This is a genomic window from Pseudothermotoga lettingae TMO, assembly GCF_000017865.1.
Taxonomy (GTDB): domain Bacteria; phylum Thermotogota; class Thermotogae; order Thermotogales; family DSM-5069; genus Pseudothermotoga_B; species Pseudothermotoga_B elfii.
The window spans coordinates 120,505-137,286 of record NC_009828.1 but is presented as its reverse complement, the minus strand read 5'-3'; the positions used below and the strand labels follow the sequence as shown (position 1 = coordinate 137,286).

Genomic DNA, 16,782 nt, shown 5'->3' with positions numbered 1-16,782 from the left:
AAAGTTGTATAATTTCTGATTAGGGGTGGTGTAAAGTGAGAAAGTTCTTAATTTTTGTTTTGAGTACGGTTTTTATTCTCTCGTTTGCAGCAAAGATTGAAATAGTTTTCTGGACGCATGAAGATCCCAACAGAACTCCTCTTGAGGAAAAGTATATTCAACAATTTGAACAAATGTATCCAGATGTGAAAATTACACGTGTGACTTATCCATCAGCAAAGATCCGGGAAGTTGTTCTAACAGCTTTCGCAGCTCGAAAAGGGCCTGATATATTCAATATGGAGATCCAGGATGCCTTTCCTTACATTGTCAATGGCAGAGTTGCACCAATTAATTTGAAAGCAATAGGCCTTGAAAATTACGATGAACTCAAGAATATGTACATTGAGGGAACCTTCGATGCTGTCACCTATGAAAATAAGATTTATGGTCTACCACTCGAGTTGACAAATTGGTGTGTGTTTATCAACAAAAAATATTTCAAAGAAGTTGGTTTAGATCCTGAAAAAGATTATCCAAAGACCTGGGAGGAAATGGTTCAGGTTAGTGAAAAAATTGTCATTAAAGAAGGGCAAATAATCAAAAGAAGAGGTTTCGATTTTCGTTATCCTTATTACTTGACTTTCTTTCTGCCAATGGTTGAGCAACTCGGCGGTTTTCTGTTCAGTGACGATGGAAAAGAAGCGATTATCAATGATGAAGCGTGGTTGAAGGCTTTGAATTTTATGAAACAATGGGGACCAAATGGAAAGAATCTGGGTTCTCCTACTTACACACCTGCCAGAAAGGAATTCAACAAAGATAACAATACCGTTGCCATGTGTCTATCAGGTTTATATCAAATTGATAGAATCAGGGCTGAAAACCCCGAGTTTTATAACTCGAATGAATGGATGGTAGTTCCGTTCCCTGTTTTCGAAAACGCTGTTAGAGAAGTGAGATGCAACTATTATGGTCATTATTACATGGTTAATGCAGAAAGTTCCAGAGAAAAACAGGAGTGGGCCTGGAAATTTGTAAATTTCATGCTGAGCCATCCACAAGATTATTTACTTAATGTCGGATTAATTCAACCAAGGAGAGATTTGATTGAATCAGATGTGTTTAAAAATTACCCCTATGCGAAGGTTTTCCTTGAAGATATGGAAAAATCCCATATAGTTCCACTTCATCCGAAAGGACCACAATTTGAACAGCTTATCAGAGAAGCTGTTGAATCTGTCATGCTTACAAATACAACTGCCGAAGATGCTCTTAAAACTCTCAAGCGAAAAGCAAATGAACTTTTAAAAGAAGATTGATTTAAGGTGGGCTCACTGCCCACCTTTTCACTGAGGTGAGAGTTTTGGAACGAAAAAAGGCTACTTGGGGTTTCATTTTCACTGTCCCGGCAATAATTTTTTTTGCAATCTTTAATTTTTATCCAATGATTAACGCATTCTGGATGAGTTTTTTCAGGAAAGAATTGTTATCGTTAAAGCCCCCGAAATTTGTCGGCCTTGGAAATTATTTGTATTTGTTTACATCGGAATCTTTTTGGAACTCTGTGAAAGCAACGGCTATATTTGCTTTTGGAACATTTGTGCCCATGCTTACTTTCAGCTTATTTCTTGCGGCGTTAATAATGACAAGAAAGAGATTTCAGAAATTTTTGCAAATGGCTTATTATTCACCGGCAGTATTATCTTCTGTGGTTGCTGCTACGATATGGCTTTTGATATTCGATCCAAGGGGGTTATCGAATCAATTTTTAAACTTTGTTTTTTCTACTGATGGCGTGGATTATCGATGGCTTGCGAACGAAAACATGCTCAGGCTGGCTACAATTATTGTTTATTTTTGGAAATATGTAGGCTATTTCACCGTGATATTTGTTGCGGGGATGGCAAGTATCCCAAAATCAATTCATGAGGCTGCTACGATTGATGGAGCAAGTAAATGGCAGGATTTTTTCTATATCACTTTTCCGCTTTTGAAACCTACAACGTTGCTTGTATCTGTGATGTCGTTGATTCAGTGTTTGAGGACATTCAGCACACAGTATTTGTTTGTTCAGGGCGGAGCGCCAATCAAGCCTATTGATGTTATCACACTTAACATTTATAACACGGCTATAAGAGATCACAGAATAGGAAGGGCAAGTGCAATGAGTGTGATTTTATTTCTCATAATTATGTTTTTTACTTACCTGCAATTTAAGATTTCAAAATCAGAAGATGTTTCTTACTGAGGTGTGGTTATATGAGCAGAATAGCATCGGCCATAATCGATATTTTTATATGGATTTTTTTAATAGGTTTTGCAATCTTCATATTGATTCCGCTGGTTTTTATGTTTACTGCGTCGTTCATGCCCTCGAGAGATATAATGCAGGTACCATATCCATGGTTCAGCAAAGAGTTTCAGTGGCAAAATTACTGGCAGGCTATAAGAGGCAACGATGGAAAATATTTGTATCTGAGAAGTATATGGAATTCATTTTTGGTTTCTTCCCTCACAACAGTGGGAACAGTTTTTCTTTGTTCACTTACTGGTTTCGGGCTTGCAAAATACAGGTTTAGGGGAAGAACGATAATCTTTTTTGTGATTTTGAGTACAATGATGATACCATTTGAGGCCATAATGATCCCTCTTTATCTGATTGTCACAGAAATGAGGATGCAGGATAGCTATGCTGGACTTATAGTACCACTTTTGATGAATGCCTTTGGTGTTTTCATGATGCGCCAGTATTTGCTCACATTTCCTGATGAACTTCTTGATGCTGCAAGGATAGATGGTGCAAGTGAATTTGGCATCTACTGGAGAATCGTATTGCCGAATAGTTTACCTGCGATTGCCACGCTCGCAATACTGACTTTCAGGTCACAGTGGGATAATTTGTTATGGCCCTTGTTGATTGTTCAAAGCCCGGAAAAGAAGACAATACCACTTTTCATAACTCAGTTTGCTGCTGAAAAATACACAAATGAAGGTGCTATGATGGCTGCTGCAGTAATAGCAAGCATACCCATGTTGATTCTCTTTTTTACACTCACGAAGTACTTCCTCGTTGGAGCTCAGCTTTTTGCTGCAAGAAAAGATTGAATTTTATGATGATATCAACGGTGAGGCAAAATGCCTCACGATTGATTAAAATGTTTTTGTACCACTTGCAAGTGTTCGATTCCAGTCAAAGAATTGATAACTGAAAGAAGGAATGTTACCACAAAGGTTTTTCAACCATCCTGCCATTGCTACGCCGCCTTCAGCTTTTATACCACCAGTTATACTGTAACTAACTTGATTTGCGTTTCCAACTGATGCATTCGTCTCTCCTTTTATCCATGGCGTCAATTTTACGTAAGGACCAGCCACATAATAAACATATGCTGCTAAGGTGAAAGGTAGCCTTCCTTCTGCACTCGCATTGGCTTTCGCACTCGCTGTAAAACTGACACCAGAATAATGAATGTTGTAAGAGAGAGGTGCACTCCAACCATTCTGGTATTTCATAGAAAGAGAAGTATTCAAGCCAAAAGTTGCTGCTGCGGTGAAACCTATAGATGCACTTATTGATGCCTCTGCTTCAGCATCGAGCTTTGCTTGCATGTAGAGTATTACCGGTACGCACGAGACGTAGAAAGTAACTGTTTTGCCCTTTGAGAACAAATTCTTGGACCATTCCTTAGATACCGATCCACCCGATTGAACAGTGATTGATGGTGTCAGTGAGGGTGAAAAAGTAATCGTGCTTTCAAATCTTTTGAACTTGTAACTCCAGCTAAACCAGCCAGTTCTCACCCATTGATGTTCCCACAATAAAGATGCAGAAAATGAAAGAGTAACAGTGATTTTCGGAGTGACGTTTATAACTCCGTAAGTGAAAGTATAAGAAAGTAATTCACCTGAGGAGACTGAGAAGGACCATGAACCGGAGAAATCGTTTTTAATTTTATGATCGACTGGTTGAGAGAGTTTTTCTTCCATCTTTTCATTGGTGAAAAGCAATTGAAATGCCGTGTAATCTCTCAAGTTGTTGAGAGTTTCTATGTTGTTTTTCTCATCAAGTAAATTTTTTGGAGTAGATGCACTAGTTCTTATTTCTTCCTCTATTATGACTCCTTTTTCTATCTTCTCTATGTGAGCTTTGTAAGTTGTCCCGCCACCCATATCGACAAACCATTTTTCATCAAATTTTTTCGCATAAATAGGTTTTAAATCTTCGATTTTTGAATTTTCAGGTAGTATTATTGTGGTTAGTCTTTTTGTAACGAGGTAATTTTTCTCAGATTGAAGAAATGCCGATTCGAAAATTTTTCCATCAATCTGTTCTTCAAAGTACTTTGGTAACAACTTTTCGTCAGAAAAATTCTTGCGAGAAAGAATTAGTACATTTCCATCTTTTCTCACGATACCTGGGATTTTCATTTTGACGGTTAAGGTAAAGCCTTTTGAATTTTCTTCAAATTTGACATCGCTTGAACTAAATTTCGGAGTTGTTCCATAAATAAAGTAATATTCCTTGGATACCTCATACAGGTAATTGGCAAATATCTCCCTTGATTTTTTCATGTTTTCAAAATATTCTATGAATATCTTGGCCAGATCCGAAGAAGGTATGTATTCAGTTCTCACTACTTCTGCTGTTCCATCTCTAAGGATGGTTATTTTTTCCTCTATGTTTCTTGAAAACTGAGTGGCAAAGATTAGAAGAGATGACAACAGCAACATAAAAAGGACCAAAATTTTCCTACTCATTCCCATCCCCCCAATAAACTATATTATACACTTTATTAAGAATAAAAAAATAGATATCAAAAAACGTCAAACTTTGACTCAATCAGAGCTATATAATATTTAATTACATATACATGTAGTTTTAGATAACGCATCTATTTATTGAAATTTAATTGTAATATAAAAGTGGACAAGTTGTTGCTGACTCGATATTGATTTTTCTTCTGTTCTGATTTACCATTCAAAGGGGTGTTTGGCGTGTTTGAGAATCTTCAAGAAAGACTATCCAAGATATTCAGGTCCCTCACTGGTCAGGGAAGGCTAACTGAGAAAAATATAAATGAAGCTGTGAGACAGGTCAAATTGTCTTTACTCGAAGCTGACGTGAATTTCAAAGTGGTGAAAGAGTTCATAGATTCAGTTAAAGCAAAAGCACTTGGCGAAGAGGTGCTGAAAAGTTTTACGCCTGACCAGCAATTTGTGAAGATAGTTCGAGATGAACTGATTAATATAATGGGAAAATCCGCGGCTACATTGAATTTGAGGCACCATCCTTCTGTAATAATGCTTGTTGGGTTACAAGGTAGTGGTAAAACAACTACAGCAGCGAAGCTTGCGAACTATCTCAGAAAATCAGGCAGAACAGTTTTGTTAGTTGCGGCTGATACTTACAGGCCAGCTGCAATAGATCAGCTTGAAAAGCTTGGAAAATCAATTCAAATTCCTGTGCTAACTGGCGACAGAAAAAATCCATTGATAATAGTTCAACAAGCGCTTGAATACAGCAAAAACTCCCAGTACAACACCCTTATTTTTGATACAGCTGGTAGGCTTCATATTGACGAAGAGATGATGGAGGAATTGCAACAAATAAAGCAATTAAGCAATCCGGATGAGATATTAATGGTTGTTGACGCAATGATTGGCCAAGATGCTGTTAATTCTGCTCTTGAGTTTGATAAAAGACTCAATGTGACAGGTTTTATAGTTACAAAGATGGATGGCGATGCCCGTGGTGGTGTAATACTGTCTATCACGCACATCACGGGAAAGCCTGTTAAATTCATAGGGGTTGGCGAAAAAATCGACGCTTTCGAGCAATTTCATCCTGATCGGGTTGCCGCAAGGATACTTGGAATGGGGGATGTTCTGTCGCTTATAGAGAAAGCAGAGAAAGAGCTTGACAAAGAGAAAATGGAGAAAGTTGGCAAAAAAATATTGCAAGCAGAGTTCACACTGGAAGATTTTCAGGAACAGTTGAAGGAAATGAAAAAACTTGGCCCTTTGTCTTCATTAATCGAAATGCTTCCAGGTGCACCAAAAATAGATGTAGAAACAAGTGAGCAGCAGTTGAAAAAAGTCGAAGCGATCATAAATTCTATGACAATTGAAGAGAGGAGAAATCCAAGGGTACTCAATGCGAGCAGAAGGCAAAGAATTGCAAAAGGTAGTGGAACATCAGTTCAAGATGTAAACAAATTACTCAAATCTTATGAGGAAATGAAAGAACTTATGAAAAGACTAAAACATGGGAAGCTAAAGCTTCCGTTCAAAATATGACAGGAGGTGTCAAGGTGGTAAGAATAAGACTTACAAGAATGGGAAAAAGGCACATGCCGTTTTACAGGATTGTTGTAGTTGATTCAAGAAAAAGACGAGATGGAGCATACATCGAATCACTTGGATATTACAACCCACTTCGAAAACCGGCTGAAATCAAAGTAAATGTAGAAAGAGCTGTTGAATGGATTTTGAAAGGAGCCCAACCAAGTGAAACAGCGGCAAATATTTTAAGCAAAGCGGGAGTTCTTGCAAAAGTTCATGAGATGAAATATGGTAAAAGGGAGAAGAGTGATGAAGGAGTTAGTTGAGTACATACTGAAGGGGATAGTTAAACATCCTCAGGATGTTGTTGTTGTGGAATTCAATGATGATGGAAACAGGGTTTTGGAAATAGTAGTGAATGAGGAAGATGTTGGCCAGGTGATAGGAAAAGATGGAAGGACGATCAAATCTTTGAAAGTTCTACTCGCGGCTCTTTTAGAAGATGAGAACTTTACCCTGAGGGTGATCAGGTGAGCGATTATGTAGTCATTGGTAAAATTACGAAAACGCATGGTTTATTTGGAAGTGTAAAAGTTTTACCCTTGACGAATGCTCTTGAAGTTTTTCAAAAGCTTGAAAATGTTTTCATAAAGAATGACGCTCAAAGCAATACCCACAGGCTTCAGATTGAAGAAATCAGGAAGGCTGGGAAAGGATTTTTGATAAAGTTTTCGGGTATAGATGATGAAGAACGAGCGAGAAAAATAGTTGGCTTGAGCCTGGCGGTAAGGGTTACTGATTTGCCAAAGCCAAAATCACCCAATGAATATTATTACTATGAACTTTTGAATGTTGAGGTTCTGGACCAGAGTGGCAATTTCATTGGCAGAGTGGAAGATATTATTCAAACCGGATCTAATGAAGTAGCTGTCGTGAAAAATGGCTCTTTTGAAATGCTGATTCCAGTAATACATGACTACATAATCAAGTTTGAAAAAAGGAAAAGACTGGTTGTGAAAGTACCGGAGTGGATTTAATGAGAATAATTATATCGAGTATATTTCCAGAATTTGTCAGAGTTATCAAAGAATACGGAGTGATAGCGCAGGCTTTGAGGCAACAGATGTTGCAAATCGAAGTTTTGAATCTAAGGGATTTTACTCATGATAAGCATAGAACGGTGGACGATTATCCTTATGGTGGCGGCCCTGGTATGGTTATGAAACCAGAACCTTTCTTCGAGGTTTATCGACATTGCCTGGATAAATATAGCAATCTGTACACAATAATGACATCGCCACAAGGGGTCCAATTTAACAACAGAATCGCAAGGCATCTTTCTGAAAAAGAAAATCTTTTGATTTTCTGTGGGAGATATGAAGGTGTCGACGAACGTGTCATGAAAATAGTTGATATGGAAATCTCTATAGGAGATTACGTTTTGAGTGGAGGAGAACTTGCAGCAATGGTCATCTGCGATGCTGTAAGCAGATTTGTTCCAGGAGTGATAGATGAAGAGTCGGCAAAAAGAGATTCATTTTACAATGAACTGCTGGATTATCCACATTATACACGTCCTGCCGAGTTTGATGGAATGAAAGTTCCTGATGTGTTGTTAAGTGGTAATCATGAAAAAGTTGAACTTTTCAGAATAGCAGAAAGTCTTAAGAGAACCGCATTCCGTCGGCCAGATCTCTTCGTGAAAAGAGATTTCTCTGAAGATGAAAAAAAAGCTTTGATCTGGCTCATAAAGGAGCTGGCTAAGGATGCTGAATGATGTTCGAATTGCTTTGATACATTATCCTGTTCTTGGCAAAGATGGTAAAATTATTTCAAGTGCTGTGACAAATCTCGATGTTCATGATATAGCAAGAACAGCGAGAACTTATAATTTGAGAAAATATTATATAGTAACAAATTTAAGAGCTCAGCAGGAAGTTGTGAAGACTGTTCTTGAATACTGGATTGACAGTTACGGGCGTGAAAGAAATTTCAGCAGAACGCAGGCACTGGAGCTTGTTGATATCAAATCTTACCTTGAGGAAGTGATCGAAGAAATTGAAAACGAAACGAATAAAAAGCCTGTGATGTTTTTTACCTCGGCAAAAAAGCGGCCAAACACCTTAACGTACGCTCAAGCTCGAGAATTTATTAAAAAAACTGATCGCCCGGTTTTAATTCTTTTTGGTACGAGCTGGGGTTTACCAAATGAAGTGTTGCAAATTTGCGATTATGCACTGGAGCCAATAAGAGCAGATTCTGACTATAATCATCTGTCAGTGAGAGCTGCAGCGGCTATAATTATCGACAGACTTATAGGAGAAAAGGAGGGATAATAATGAGCATGGACAACCTTGTGAGGCTGGTAGAGAAAGATCAGTACAAACAATTGCCGGATTTCAGACCCGGCGATACAGTTAAGGTCCACGTGAAGATCGTCGAAGGTGGAAAAGAAAGGATCCAGATTTTTGAAGGGATAGTTATAAAGATAAGAGGTTCTGGTCTGGGAAAAACTTTTACAGTCAGGAAAATAGCAAGTGGTGGTATTGGTGTAGAGAGGACCTTTCCATATCACTCGCCAGTAGTTCAGAAAATCGAAATTGTGAAAAAAGCAGTTACCAGGCGCGCAAAGCTTTATTATATAAGAGATATTAGAGGAAAGATAAGGCTCAAGGAGCGAAAAGAATAAAAATGTCAAAACGAAGTATAAAAAAAGAGGCAATAGAGTGGGGAAAAGCCCTGCTCTATGCCATTGTTGCAGCCACAATAATAAGACTGTTTGTTTTTGAGACGATGCTTGTTCCAACTGGCTCAATGATTCCAACTATAAATGTAGGAGATAGATTGTTCATAGAAAAGGTCACTTACACGGCAAGAGAACCTGAAATTGGTGATATAGTTGTGTTCTGGTCGCCTTTTATTGATGAGCGAGCACAAACCATGCTTCGTTGGTTTGATAAATTTATGGACTTGTTCGCTCCTGCACGATTTAAAGGACATGTAAAATATGTAAAGCGGCTTGTTGGAAAACCCGGAGATGTTTTGCAGATAAAGCTTTCGGAAGATGGGAACTATCATCTGTTCATCAATGGTGAGATTCCCGATGTTTTGAAAGATGTGGTATATTCTCCCGAGGGTATTTTCTCGAATCCAGAACTTCTGAATCTGTTCATAAAAGCAAGTCGTTTAAGAGATAACTCGAACGAGTACAAGGTGTTTTTACAGAATATAGCTCGTCAGGATGCGTATACGGCAAACCTCGTTTTTTCAGTAGTGGGTGGAATGTATCCAGTCCCTCTTGGTATACCTTTTGCAGAAACATATGACAAATTGTACGAAAACATAGACCTTTCAAAATACATTCGTAAAACTATTGATGGAGTAGAAGTTGAGATACCACAAGGATTTTACTTTTTCATGGGTGATAACACAAAGGACAGTTTTGACAGCAGATATTTTGGGTTTGTTCCAAAAGACCATGTAATAGGAAGACCCATATTGCGCATATGGCCACTGAAAGAATTTGGACCAGTACAGGGGAGATGACTCAGCTCCCCTTTTATTTTAATTTTTAGGAGGTATGAGTATGAAAAATCTTCATGTTGTTGATCATCCTTTGATTAAACACAAATTAACCATAATGAGAAACAAAAACACGGGCCCCAAGGAATTTCGTGAGCTCTTAAGAGAGATAACATTTTTGCTTGCTTATGAAGCAACAAGAAATATCGAAACTGTTGAGATAGAAATTGAAACACCTTTGGAAAAGATTATTGGCTTTGCAATAGAAGATAAGAAAGTTGTTGTTGTTCCTATATTGCGTGCGGGGCTTGGTATGGTTGACAGTATACTCGAATTGCTCCCAAATGCTTCAGTAGGGCATGTGGGTGTTTACAGAGACCCTGAAACTTTAAAACCGGTTCAGTATTACTGCAAACTTCCGCCAATAGATAATTCAAGTACTGTTTTTGTTCTTGATCCGATGCTTGCAACAGGTTTCTCAGGAGTACATGCGGTGAAAATATTAAAAGACAGAGGAGCGAAAAACATAGTTTTTGTCTCGCTTATTGCTGCACCTGAAGGTGTTCAACAATTCAATATCCACTGCCCAGATGTGCCAATCTATACTGCGTGCTTAGATAGACAGTTGAATGAACATGGCTACATTTTGCCTGGCCTTGGTGATGCGGGCGATAGATTGTACAGAACTAAATGAGCGGCTAAGGCCGCTCTGATTACCATTCATAATCTTCATCATCGTCTTCTTCAAAGTCATCTAAATCAACGAGCTCTTCGATATCTTCGTCGTGCTCAAGGTCTTCCTCAAAATCCAGATACTGACTATCGATCATCTCTTTAAACTCTTCAACACTTTCTTCACCAAATTCATCTTCTGCTATCAGAGATTCTTCTATTACATAAGGAGTGCCGTGTTTTTTGTCATAGCTGATGGCTACCAGTCTTACTACTCCTTCATCTGTGAATTTGAAGATTTCATAATCTCCATATGGCTCAACATATTCACTGTTGTCAATTAACTCTTGAACAAAATCATCGCCGAAAATCTTCTCGAGTTCACTCAAATGACCATTCTTTAGAAGATGTTTAAGCTGATTTCTTTCTTCTTCATTCACCACATATTTTTCCATCCAGGTTTGCATAATCTTTCCTCCTTTGGGCTATCGATCTCTGGAATAGACAGGGTAAAAATTTGTCTGGTTCAAGGGATTTTTCCAACCGCCGCAAGATAGATTGCAAACTGTTTTTCGCCGTCGACATGCAAAAGTTTATCGAGTTTTTCTTGATCGTATGCAGCTATAGCGCAGCAACCACAGTTTATTGATTCACAGGCTAAGTACAGATTCTGACATACATGTCCTGCATCGAGCAGTATGGCTTTATATGATAAGTCAGCATATCTCCAGGTAGTTCTGTATGATACACAGCTCCAGACGAAAACAGCAGCACTCTGAGCAACGAAATTCTGTCCAAGACAGGCGTCGTTCAAAAGTTCTCTGAAATCTCCCTCATCGATAAGCAGAAGCTTATGCTGAGAAGCAATATACCTGTATAAACCTACGTTCAAGTTCAAAACGTTGAAGATGAAAATGTAGGTTTCAAATGGATGTCTTGCCCCTGCGGACGGCACTGTGCGAAATGTGATCCCATTTGTTATTTTTCGAATACCTTGGGTTAACCAGAGCAAGTAGGAAAGTTCGTCTATGCTCAAAGGATCTTTAGAATATTTTCTTTTGCTGCTTCTTTTTTCAACAACTTCCCTAAACGAGATGTTTCCAAACTTTAAGTTTTCAGGTTTTTCTAATTCGAGTATAACCATGTTATTATCAAATGGTTCTTCAAATGAAGGTTGTGGCTTTCCGAGTTTTTGATCAGTTAAGAGATCATTTACCTTGCCCCACTGAGATTTGAGTAAATCTTTCGACATTCCAAGCACCTCTCTTTCAGCGTTTCTATCGGCCAAAGGTAAGTCGCTATGTATTATAATTTTTTTAAATCTCGATTTCAAGATTTTTCCTGTTGCAGGCAGGTGGGATGTTGAAAAATAGATTGTATATTCTAATACTAATGCTGGTCATGGTTTTTCTTTTTGGCACATATGGTTATCACTTCACTGAAAACTGGTCGCTGTTTGATTCATTGTTTTTCACACTGGTGACGGTTTCCACTGTTGGTTATTCCATGCCAGAAAATATAACTGAAGCCGGTAAGGTAGTTTCTGCAATTTTGATAGGTGCCGGGATAACAGTTGTACTGTATGGTTTCACAAGTATCACTTCTTTGATAGTAGAGGGTCACATGAAGGAGTATTTCAAGATCAGGAGGATGAGAAAAATGCTTGATTCTCTAAGAGATCATTTTATTATAATCGGTGCAGATAAAACAGGTCGGCATACTGCCGCAGAATTGAAAAAAGCTAAAAAGATGTTTGTTGTTGTGGAAGATTCAGAGGAATCTATTCACAGACTGAGGGAATTTTTGAACATGGAATTTCCGTTTGTTCTGGGAGATGCTGCAGAAGAAGAAGTATTAATAAAGGCAGGAATCAAAAGAGCACGTTCTTTAATAATAACATTGACGAATGATGCTAAGAATATACTTGTTGTTCTCACGGCGAAATCTTTAAACCCAGATCTTGAAATTGTTTCACAGGCATCTGATGCAAAGACGATGACAAAATTGATATATGCAGGTGCCCACAAGGTAATCACGACCACAGAACTTGCCGGTGTAAGATTGGCTCAATTGGCTATAAATCCTCAGCAAGTGCGTTTTCTGGATATACTCTCCCTTGGCGAGGAAGCTTTCCGAATTGAAGAGATAGTGATTTCTCAGGACAGCCCTGTGAGTTATAAAACACTTGGAGAGATAAATTTATCCAGGATTACCGGCACAATTGTTATTGCCATCAAGAGAGAAGACGAAACGATCTTTAACCCCACGGGTACTACTCAGATCCTTCCAGGCGACCGACTGATGGTCATAGGAAAAAATGAGCATTTTGAAAAATTCCACAGAATCATAGAGAAATCGTAGTTTTGGATAAAAAGCCCCGTGAAACGGGGCTTTTTCTAAAGGGATCTATTACAGAATTAAAGTATAGATTTTAAAAGGATGATAATTCATCGGGAACGAGACCTGTTGCCTTTTTTCTTCCAGAATATCGCTCAGAGAGATATTTCCTTTATGCCATGGCATCTCGAGCGAGAGTTTGCCGGATGTACCGAATATTTCGACTAATCTCAGAACTATATTTCCCTGTGTGTTTTTTCTAAAACAGGTGACTTTGAAATTATTCGGCGTTATCTTCAAAATCGTATGAGGTATTTCCAGTTCTCCTTTTATTACAGTAAGTGGTTTATTCAAATCTTCAGATTCTTCCACAATTGCTTTGATTTCACTGTGGTGAGTGTACACAGAATATGTAAATTCATGAAGGCCCTCATCTGCGAAAAAGTCTGGAAATATGCCTGCTTTTATGAGAGATAGTGCGATGGTATTTTGATGAACGCTGTAACCATATTTTCCATCATTCAAGATAGTCACTCCGAAGTCAGTTTGAGATAAATCAGCCCATCTGTGTGCCGGTACTTCAAAACGCGCCTGTTCATATTTTGTGTTTTTGTGAGAAGATCTTTCTATAAACCCGCCTGAGATATCGAATATAGCTTTTCTTGTTAAGACATTTACAGGGAAATACGCCCTTAGCAGTGCCCGTCTTGTGTGCCAGTCGATCTTTGTTTTGATGTCCAGTCTTTTCGATTTTTTCGCAAGTATATAATCCTGTATGATCTTACTGCCTTCAGCTTCATACTCTACTCTTATGATCTCTCTGATAGGTCCTGATTCAATTTTCATTATTTTCGATGCTTTTAGTGTAAAACCTGTTTTTTCGACACCGTCTGCTATATCCCAGTTATCCCAGTAATAAGGAATATTCTTATGCATTTTTAAAATATTTCCACATTTATCGAATGCGAATTTCCCCAACTCTTTGTCGTATACTTGAACAGAGCCATCTTCTTTCACGGAAATTTTCAGATATTCGTTTTCCATCGAAAGGTTGTCTTTCGTTAAAGATTGTTCAGGTTGTTCATCATCTGCTCCAGAAATTTTTAGCTCTATTTTAGAGAATGGTTCTATTTTCCTGTCAACAAAATAAATGTATCTACCGTCGAAGGTTTTCTGACTGAAAACAACTTCTCTGTCAAGGGAAAGTTTGAGATTTTCGTTCAGAGAAAAGACACATCTTTTTGGAAATGAGGAAAGATTAAGTATAGAAATTATGCTTTTGTTTTTCTTTGTGATCGAATTAATGGCTTTTTCAAAAATTTCTGTGGCTTTTTCTTTTACATATGAAAGTTCTCTTTCTGCGTCTTGGTAAACTTCTTTGATAGACGATCCCGGCAAGATGTCATGAAACTCATTTCTCAGAACGATTTTCCACAGTTCATCTAACTCGTCAGAATAATTGTGTTTACAAAAAACAGAAACCACCTCTGAAAAATAAAGAGCATCTTCTGCATCTTTGTGAAGTTTTTTTATATTTGACTGAGAGGTGTAAGTTCCTCTGTGGCATTCAAGATAGAGTTCATCATCCCATATTGGAAGGTTTTTCTGAAGTTCTAATGATTCGAAATATTTTTCAACGCTCTGAATTTCAAGTTTTGGAAGGTCTGGAAATTCTTTTAAAATACGATAATTCTGTAACATCTCTTCTGTTGGACCACCGCCGCCATCACCATAACCGAACGAGAGAAGCACTTTATCTGTTAGTTCTTTTTGCCTGAAGTTTTTCCAGGTTTTGTAAACCGTATCCGGGTCTATCCTGCCATTGTAACCTTCATTGGGATTATTAAAGCTGCAATACAGAACTTCAGAGCCATCTATTCCCCGCCAGATGCAAAGATCATAAGGAAACTCCGTAGTGTCATTCCAGTTCAGTTTAGTTGTGACAAAGTACTCAATATCAGCCTGTTTGAGAATCTGTGGTAATACCCATGAAAAGCCAAATACATCGGGCAACCAGCAAACCCTGCTTTTCTTCCCAAATTCTCTTTCAAAAAATTTCTGTCCGTAATAGAACTGTCTTATCAAGGATTCAATGGTTGGGACATTACAGTCTGATTCCACCCACATACCGCCAACTGGTTCCCATTTATTCTGTTCTACGAGCTGTTTCACAGTTTCGTACAGTTCAGGGTATTTTTCTTTCAAGTCCTGATAGATCTGAGCAGAAGATTGAGAAAAGACAAATTCCGGGAACATTTTTGACAGCATAACAGCGTTTGCAAATGTTCTTGCAATCTTTCGCTTTGTTTCCTCTACTGGCCACAGCCAGGCATAATCTATATGTGAATGGCCAACAAGATGAATTGTTCCAACAGGGGGGTGCTCTCTTTTGAGTTTTTCAAGCTTGCTTTTAAATACTTTGTATTTGTTAATCAGTTGCTCTTTCAACTCTTCTTGCAATTTGATCCCCGTGAACTCTTCAAATTTTGGCGTATTCCAAACGCTTTCGATTTCTCCTTTAACACCTATGTCTTGTTGAGCAGTTTTGAGATATGTTTTTGTATCTCTCGGCACCCATACATTCGAGAGAAATTCATCGCAGATATCAGAGAGCTTTTTTGAGACAGGTTCTTCCAGAATGTTTGCCGCTCTCACAGTAATTTCCACTGTCTTAAGTATCTCAGAAATTTCTTCATCAATGATGAGTAAGAAAGCTTCCGAAAAGACTGGTTCCTGTGGTTTGCCAAACAATCCGCGCGGCATTACCTGCGCTTCTACACGATGTGTTTTCCCGTCACAGAGCGGTGTGATATTAAGCAGTTTGTGATATTCATTTATCTCACCGTAGGGTTTTCCATCTACTAATATAAGACTTTCCCCACCAAACCAGAGTTTGAGGTAAGCTCTCTGATTTTCTTGAAGTAAAACAGGCTCTAAATCTTTCATGAACCAGACTGGTGATTTTTCAAAGTCCCATTTGAATGGAAAAGTGATGGTCTTTTCGTAATCAAGAGGTTTTTCTTCGATTGGACCATTGGTGAAATACCAGGCTTTAAGAGGCCTCTGTTCTGAAATTGTGTAAGGAAGAATTTCAGAGATGCTCTTAAGAAGTCTGTAGAAAAATTTTTTGTCCACAATTGATTCCTCCCTCTGAGTTATCCTTTCAGCCCTGTAAATTTTATACTTTCCAGTAGATGCCTTTGTGCAAAAATAAAGAAAATCAAAGTGGGAACAACAGCTATGGTTGCAGCAGCCATCATTTGATTCCAGAGTGTGCCATATCTATCCAGAAACTGTGGCAGCCCGAGAGCTAAGGGATATTTTTTCTCATCTGTCAGGTATATGAGAGGCCCGAGATAATCGTTCCAGGAAGCTATGAACTGGAAAAGCCCTACTATTACAAGAGTAGGTTTTATCAGTGGAAGAGCTATCTTGAAATATGTTTGAAACTCTGAGGCACCATCTATTTTGGCAGCTTCGAATAGATCGCGTGGAAGTGTGAGAAAAAATTGACGAATGAGAAAGATATAAAATGGATGTCCAAAAAAAGACGGTAAAATCAAAGGCCAGAAAGTGTTAACCATGTTAAGTTTGCTGAAAATCAAAAAAGTCGGTATCAGTGTAACGGCATTTGGCAACATAATAGTTGCTAAAATAGCGTAGAAGACTATTTCTCTACCCTTCCATTTGAGAACAGACAATCCGTACGCAATAAGCGGGCAGGAGATCAGAGCCCCTAAAACAGCACCACCTGCTATTATCAAACTATTCCTGAAATATGTAAAAAACGGGAATCTCTGCAAAGCTTTTGAATAGTTGTTAAATTCTGCAATCGATGGGATCAGTTTAGGAGGAAATTCGTAAAGCTCGTAATTTGGTTTTAGAGAGGTAGAGATCATCCAGAAAAAAGGTGCCATATAGATCAAGGTAATTAAAATTAAAAATATCACGCGAAAGAGTGCCTGTATGCTGAATTTTCTGTTCATC

The 16,782-nt window shown here is 38.3% G+C and carries 18 protein-coding genes; 13 read left to right on the top strand and 5 right to left on the bottom strand.

Annotated features, from left to right (window positions below):
- Positions 1–35: 35 nt before the first annotated feature.
- Genes TLET_RS00695 through TLET_RS00685 form a run of 3 tightly spaced genes read left to right on the top strand, consistent with a single transcriptional unit; the run spans position 36 to position 3,087 of the window.
- Positions 36–1,301, top strand: a complete 1,266-nt coding sequence (locus TLET_RS00695; RefSeq protein ID WP_012002184.1) for an ABC transporter substrate-binding protein — start codon at positions 36–38, stop codon at positions 1,299–1,301.
- A gap of 44 nt (positions 1,302–1,345) precedes the next feature.
- Positions 1,346–2,230 carry a carbohydrate ABC transporter permease gene (locus TLET_RS00690; protein WP_012002183.1) on the top strand — a complete coding sequence of 295 codons (885 nt, stop codon included), beginning with the start codon at positions 1,346–1,348 and terminating at the stop codon, positions 2,228–2,230.
- A gap of 11 nt (positions 2,231–2,241) precedes the next feature.
- Entirely contained in the window at positions 2,242–3,087 is an 846-nt protein-coding gene (locus tag TLET_RS00685) for a carbohydrate ABC transporter permease (protein ID WP_012002182.1), read from the top strand.
- A gap of 45 nt (positions 3,088–3,132) precedes the next feature.
- On the opposite strand, the gene TLET_RS00680 is transcribed toward TLET_RS00685, so the two are convergent.
- Positions 3,133–4,740 carry a hypothetical protein gene (locus TLET_RS00680; protein WP_012002181.1) on the bottom strand — a complete coding sequence of 536 codons (1,608 nt, stop codon included), beginning with the start codon at positions 4,738–4,740 and terminating at the stop codon, positions 3,133–3,135.
- 237 nt (positions 4,741–4,977) lie between these two features.
- Here TLET_RS00680 and ffh point away from each other — a divergent pair, with 237 nt between their 5' ends.
- From ffh to upp, 9 genes are read left to right on the top strand one after another with little or no spacing between them, the layout of a single operon-like run.
- Entirely contained in the window at positions 4,978–6,279 is a 1,302-nt protein-coding gene (ffh, locus tag TLET_RS00675) for a signal recognition particle protein (RefSeq protein ID WP_012002180.1), read from the top strand.
- A 14-nt stretch (positions 6,280–6,293) separates the two neighbouring features.
- A complete protein-coding gene (gene rpsP / locus TLET_RS00670) occupies positions 6,294–6,590 on the top strand; it encodes a 30S ribosomal protein S16 (RefSeq protein ID WP_012002179.1) in 297 nt (98 codons plus the stop codon).
- A complete protein-coding gene (locus TLET_RS00665) occupies positions 6,574–6,798 on the top strand; it encodes a KH domain-containing protein (protein WP_012002178.1) in 225 nt (74 codons plus the stop codon). The genes rpsP and TLET_RS00665 overlap by 17 nt, the downstream gene beginning before the upstream one ends.
- On the top strand, positions 6,795–7,301 hold the full coding sequence (rimM, locus tag TLET_RS00660; RefSeq protein ID WP_012002177.1) for a ribosome maturation factor RimM: 507 nt from the start codon (positions 6,795–6,797) through the stop codon (positions 7,299–7,301). Before TLET_RS00665 ends, rimM begins: the two co-directional genes overlap by 4 nt.
- Positions 7,301–8,041: a tRNA (guanosine(37)-N1)-methyltransferase TrmD gene (gene trmD, locus TLET_RS00655; protein WP_012002176.1), complete on the top strand. Its 741-nt coding sequence runs from the start codon at positions 7,301–7,303 to the stop codon at positions 8,039–8,041. Before rimM ends, trmD begins: the two co-directional genes overlap by 1 nt.
- Positions 8,031–8,600, top strand: coding sequence for an RNA methyltransferase (locus TLET_RS00650; protein ID WP_012002175.1), 570 nt, complete (start codon positions 8,031–8,033; stop codon positions 8,598–8,600). Before trmD ends, TLET_RS00650 begins: the two co-directional genes overlap by 11 nt.
- 8 nt (positions 8,601–8,608) lie before the next feature.
- Positions 8,609–8,953, top strand: a complete 345-nt coding sequence (rplS, locus tag TLET_RS00645) for a 50S ribosomal protein L19 (RefSeq protein WP_028843558.1) — start codon at positions 8,609–8,611, stop codon at positions 8,951–8,953.
- A 2-nt stretch (positions 8,954–8,955) separates the two neighbouring features.
- Positions 8,956–9,810, top strand: coding sequence for a signal peptidase I (gene lepB, locus TLET_RS00640; protein ID WP_012002173.1), 855 nt, complete (start codon positions 8,956–8,958; stop codon positions 9,808–9,810).
- 40 nt (positions 9,811–9,850) lie between these two features.
- Complete coding sequence (gene upp, locus TLET_RS00635; protein ID WP_012002172.1) at positions 9,851–10,480, top strand: uracil phosphoribosyltransferase; 630 nt, start codon at positions 9,851–9,853, stop codon at positions 10,478–10,480.
- Between the two features lie 19 nt (positions 10,481–10,499).
- Here upp and TLET_RS00630 read toward each other — a convergent pair whose 3' ends face one another.
- A complete protein-coding gene (locus TLET_RS00630; protein WP_012002171.1) occupies positions 10,500–10,925 on the bottom strand; it encodes a hypothetical protein in 426 nt (141 codons plus the stop codon).
- A 59-nt stretch (positions 10,926–10,984) separates the two neighbouring features.
- Positions 10,985–11,791 carry a SagB/ThcOx family dehydrogenase gene (locus TLET_RS00625; protein ID WP_012002170.1) on the bottom strand — a complete coding sequence of 269 codons (807 nt, stop codon included), beginning with the start codon at positions 11,789–11,791 and terminating at the stop codon, positions 10,985–10,987.
- Between the two features lie 26 nt (positions 11,792–11,817).
- Between TLET_RS00625 and TLET_RS00620 the strand changes: the two genes are divergently transcribed.
- Complete coding sequence (locus TLET_RS00620) at positions 11,818–12,819, top strand: potassium channel family protein (protein ID WP_144313058.1); 1,002 nt, start codon at positions 11,818–11,820, stop codon at positions 12,817–12,819.
- 48 nt (positions 12,820–12,867) lie between these two features.
- Here TLET_RS00620 and TLET_RS00615 read toward each other — a convergent pair whose 3' ends face one another.
- Together TLET_RS00615 and TLET_RS00610 are read right to left on the bottom strand one after the other, a co-directional pair.
- The gene (locus tag TLET_RS00615; RefSeq protein ID WP_012002168.1) at positions 12,868–15,930 is read right to left on the bottom strand and encodes an alpha-mannosidase; all 3,063 of its coding nucleotides are present in this window, start codon (positions 15,928–15,930) and stop codon (positions 12,868–12,870) included.
- A gap of 20 nt (positions 15,931–15,950) precedes the next feature.
- The gene (locus tag TLET_RS00610; RefSeq protein ID WP_012002167.1) at positions 15,951–16,781 is read right to left on the bottom strand and encodes a carbohydrate ABC transporter permease; all 831 of its coding nucleotides are present in this window, start codon (positions 16,779–16,781) and stop codon (positions 15,951–15,953) included.
- Position 16,782 lies beyond the last annotated feature (1 nt).

Bases quoted from the DNA above. Each gene is read 5' to 3' on its own strand.
- trmD (WP_012002176.1), top strand. From the start codon at position 7,301: ATGAGAATAATTATATCGAGTATATTTCCAGAATTTGTCAGAGTTATC.
- lepB (WP_012002173.1), top strand. From the start codon at position 8,956: ATGTCAAAACGAAGTATAAAAAAAGAGGCAATAGAGTGGGGAAAAGCC.
- rplS (WP_028843558.1), top strand. From the start codon at position 8,609: ATGGACAACCTTGTGAGGCTGGTAGAGAAAGATCAGTACAAACAATTG.
- TLET_RS00650 (WP_012002175.1), top strand. From the start codon at position 8,031: ATGCTGAATGATGTTCGAATTGCTTTGATACATTATCCTGTTCTTGGC.
- TLET_RS00665 (WP_012002178.1), top strand. From the start codon at position 6,574: ATGAAGGAGTTAGTTGAGTACATACTGAAGGGGATAGTTAAACATCCT.
- TLET_RS00610 (WP_012002167.1), bottom strand. From the start codon at position 16,781: ATGAACAGAAAATTCAGCATACAGGCACTCTTTCGCGTGATATTTTTA.
- TLET_RS00680 (WP_012002181.1), bottom strand. From the start codon at position 4,740: ATGAGTAGGAAAATTTTGGTCCTTTTTATGTTGCTGTTGTCATCTCTT.
- TLET_RS00630 (WP_012002171.1), bottom strand. From the start codon at position 10,925: ATGCAAACCTGGATGGAAAAATATGTGGTGAATGAAGAAGAAAGAAAT.
- TLET_RS00685 (WP_012002182.1), top strand. From the start codon at position 2,242: ATGAGCAGAATAGCATCGGCCATAATCGATATTTTTATATGGATTTTT.
- upp (WP_012002172.1), top strand. From the start codon at position 9,851: ATGAAAAATCTTCATGTTGTTGATCATCCTTTGATTAAACACAAATTA.
- TLET_RS00620 (WP_144313058.1), top strand. From the start codon at position 11,818: ATGTTGAAAAATAGATTGTATATTCTAATACTAATGCTGGTCATGGTT.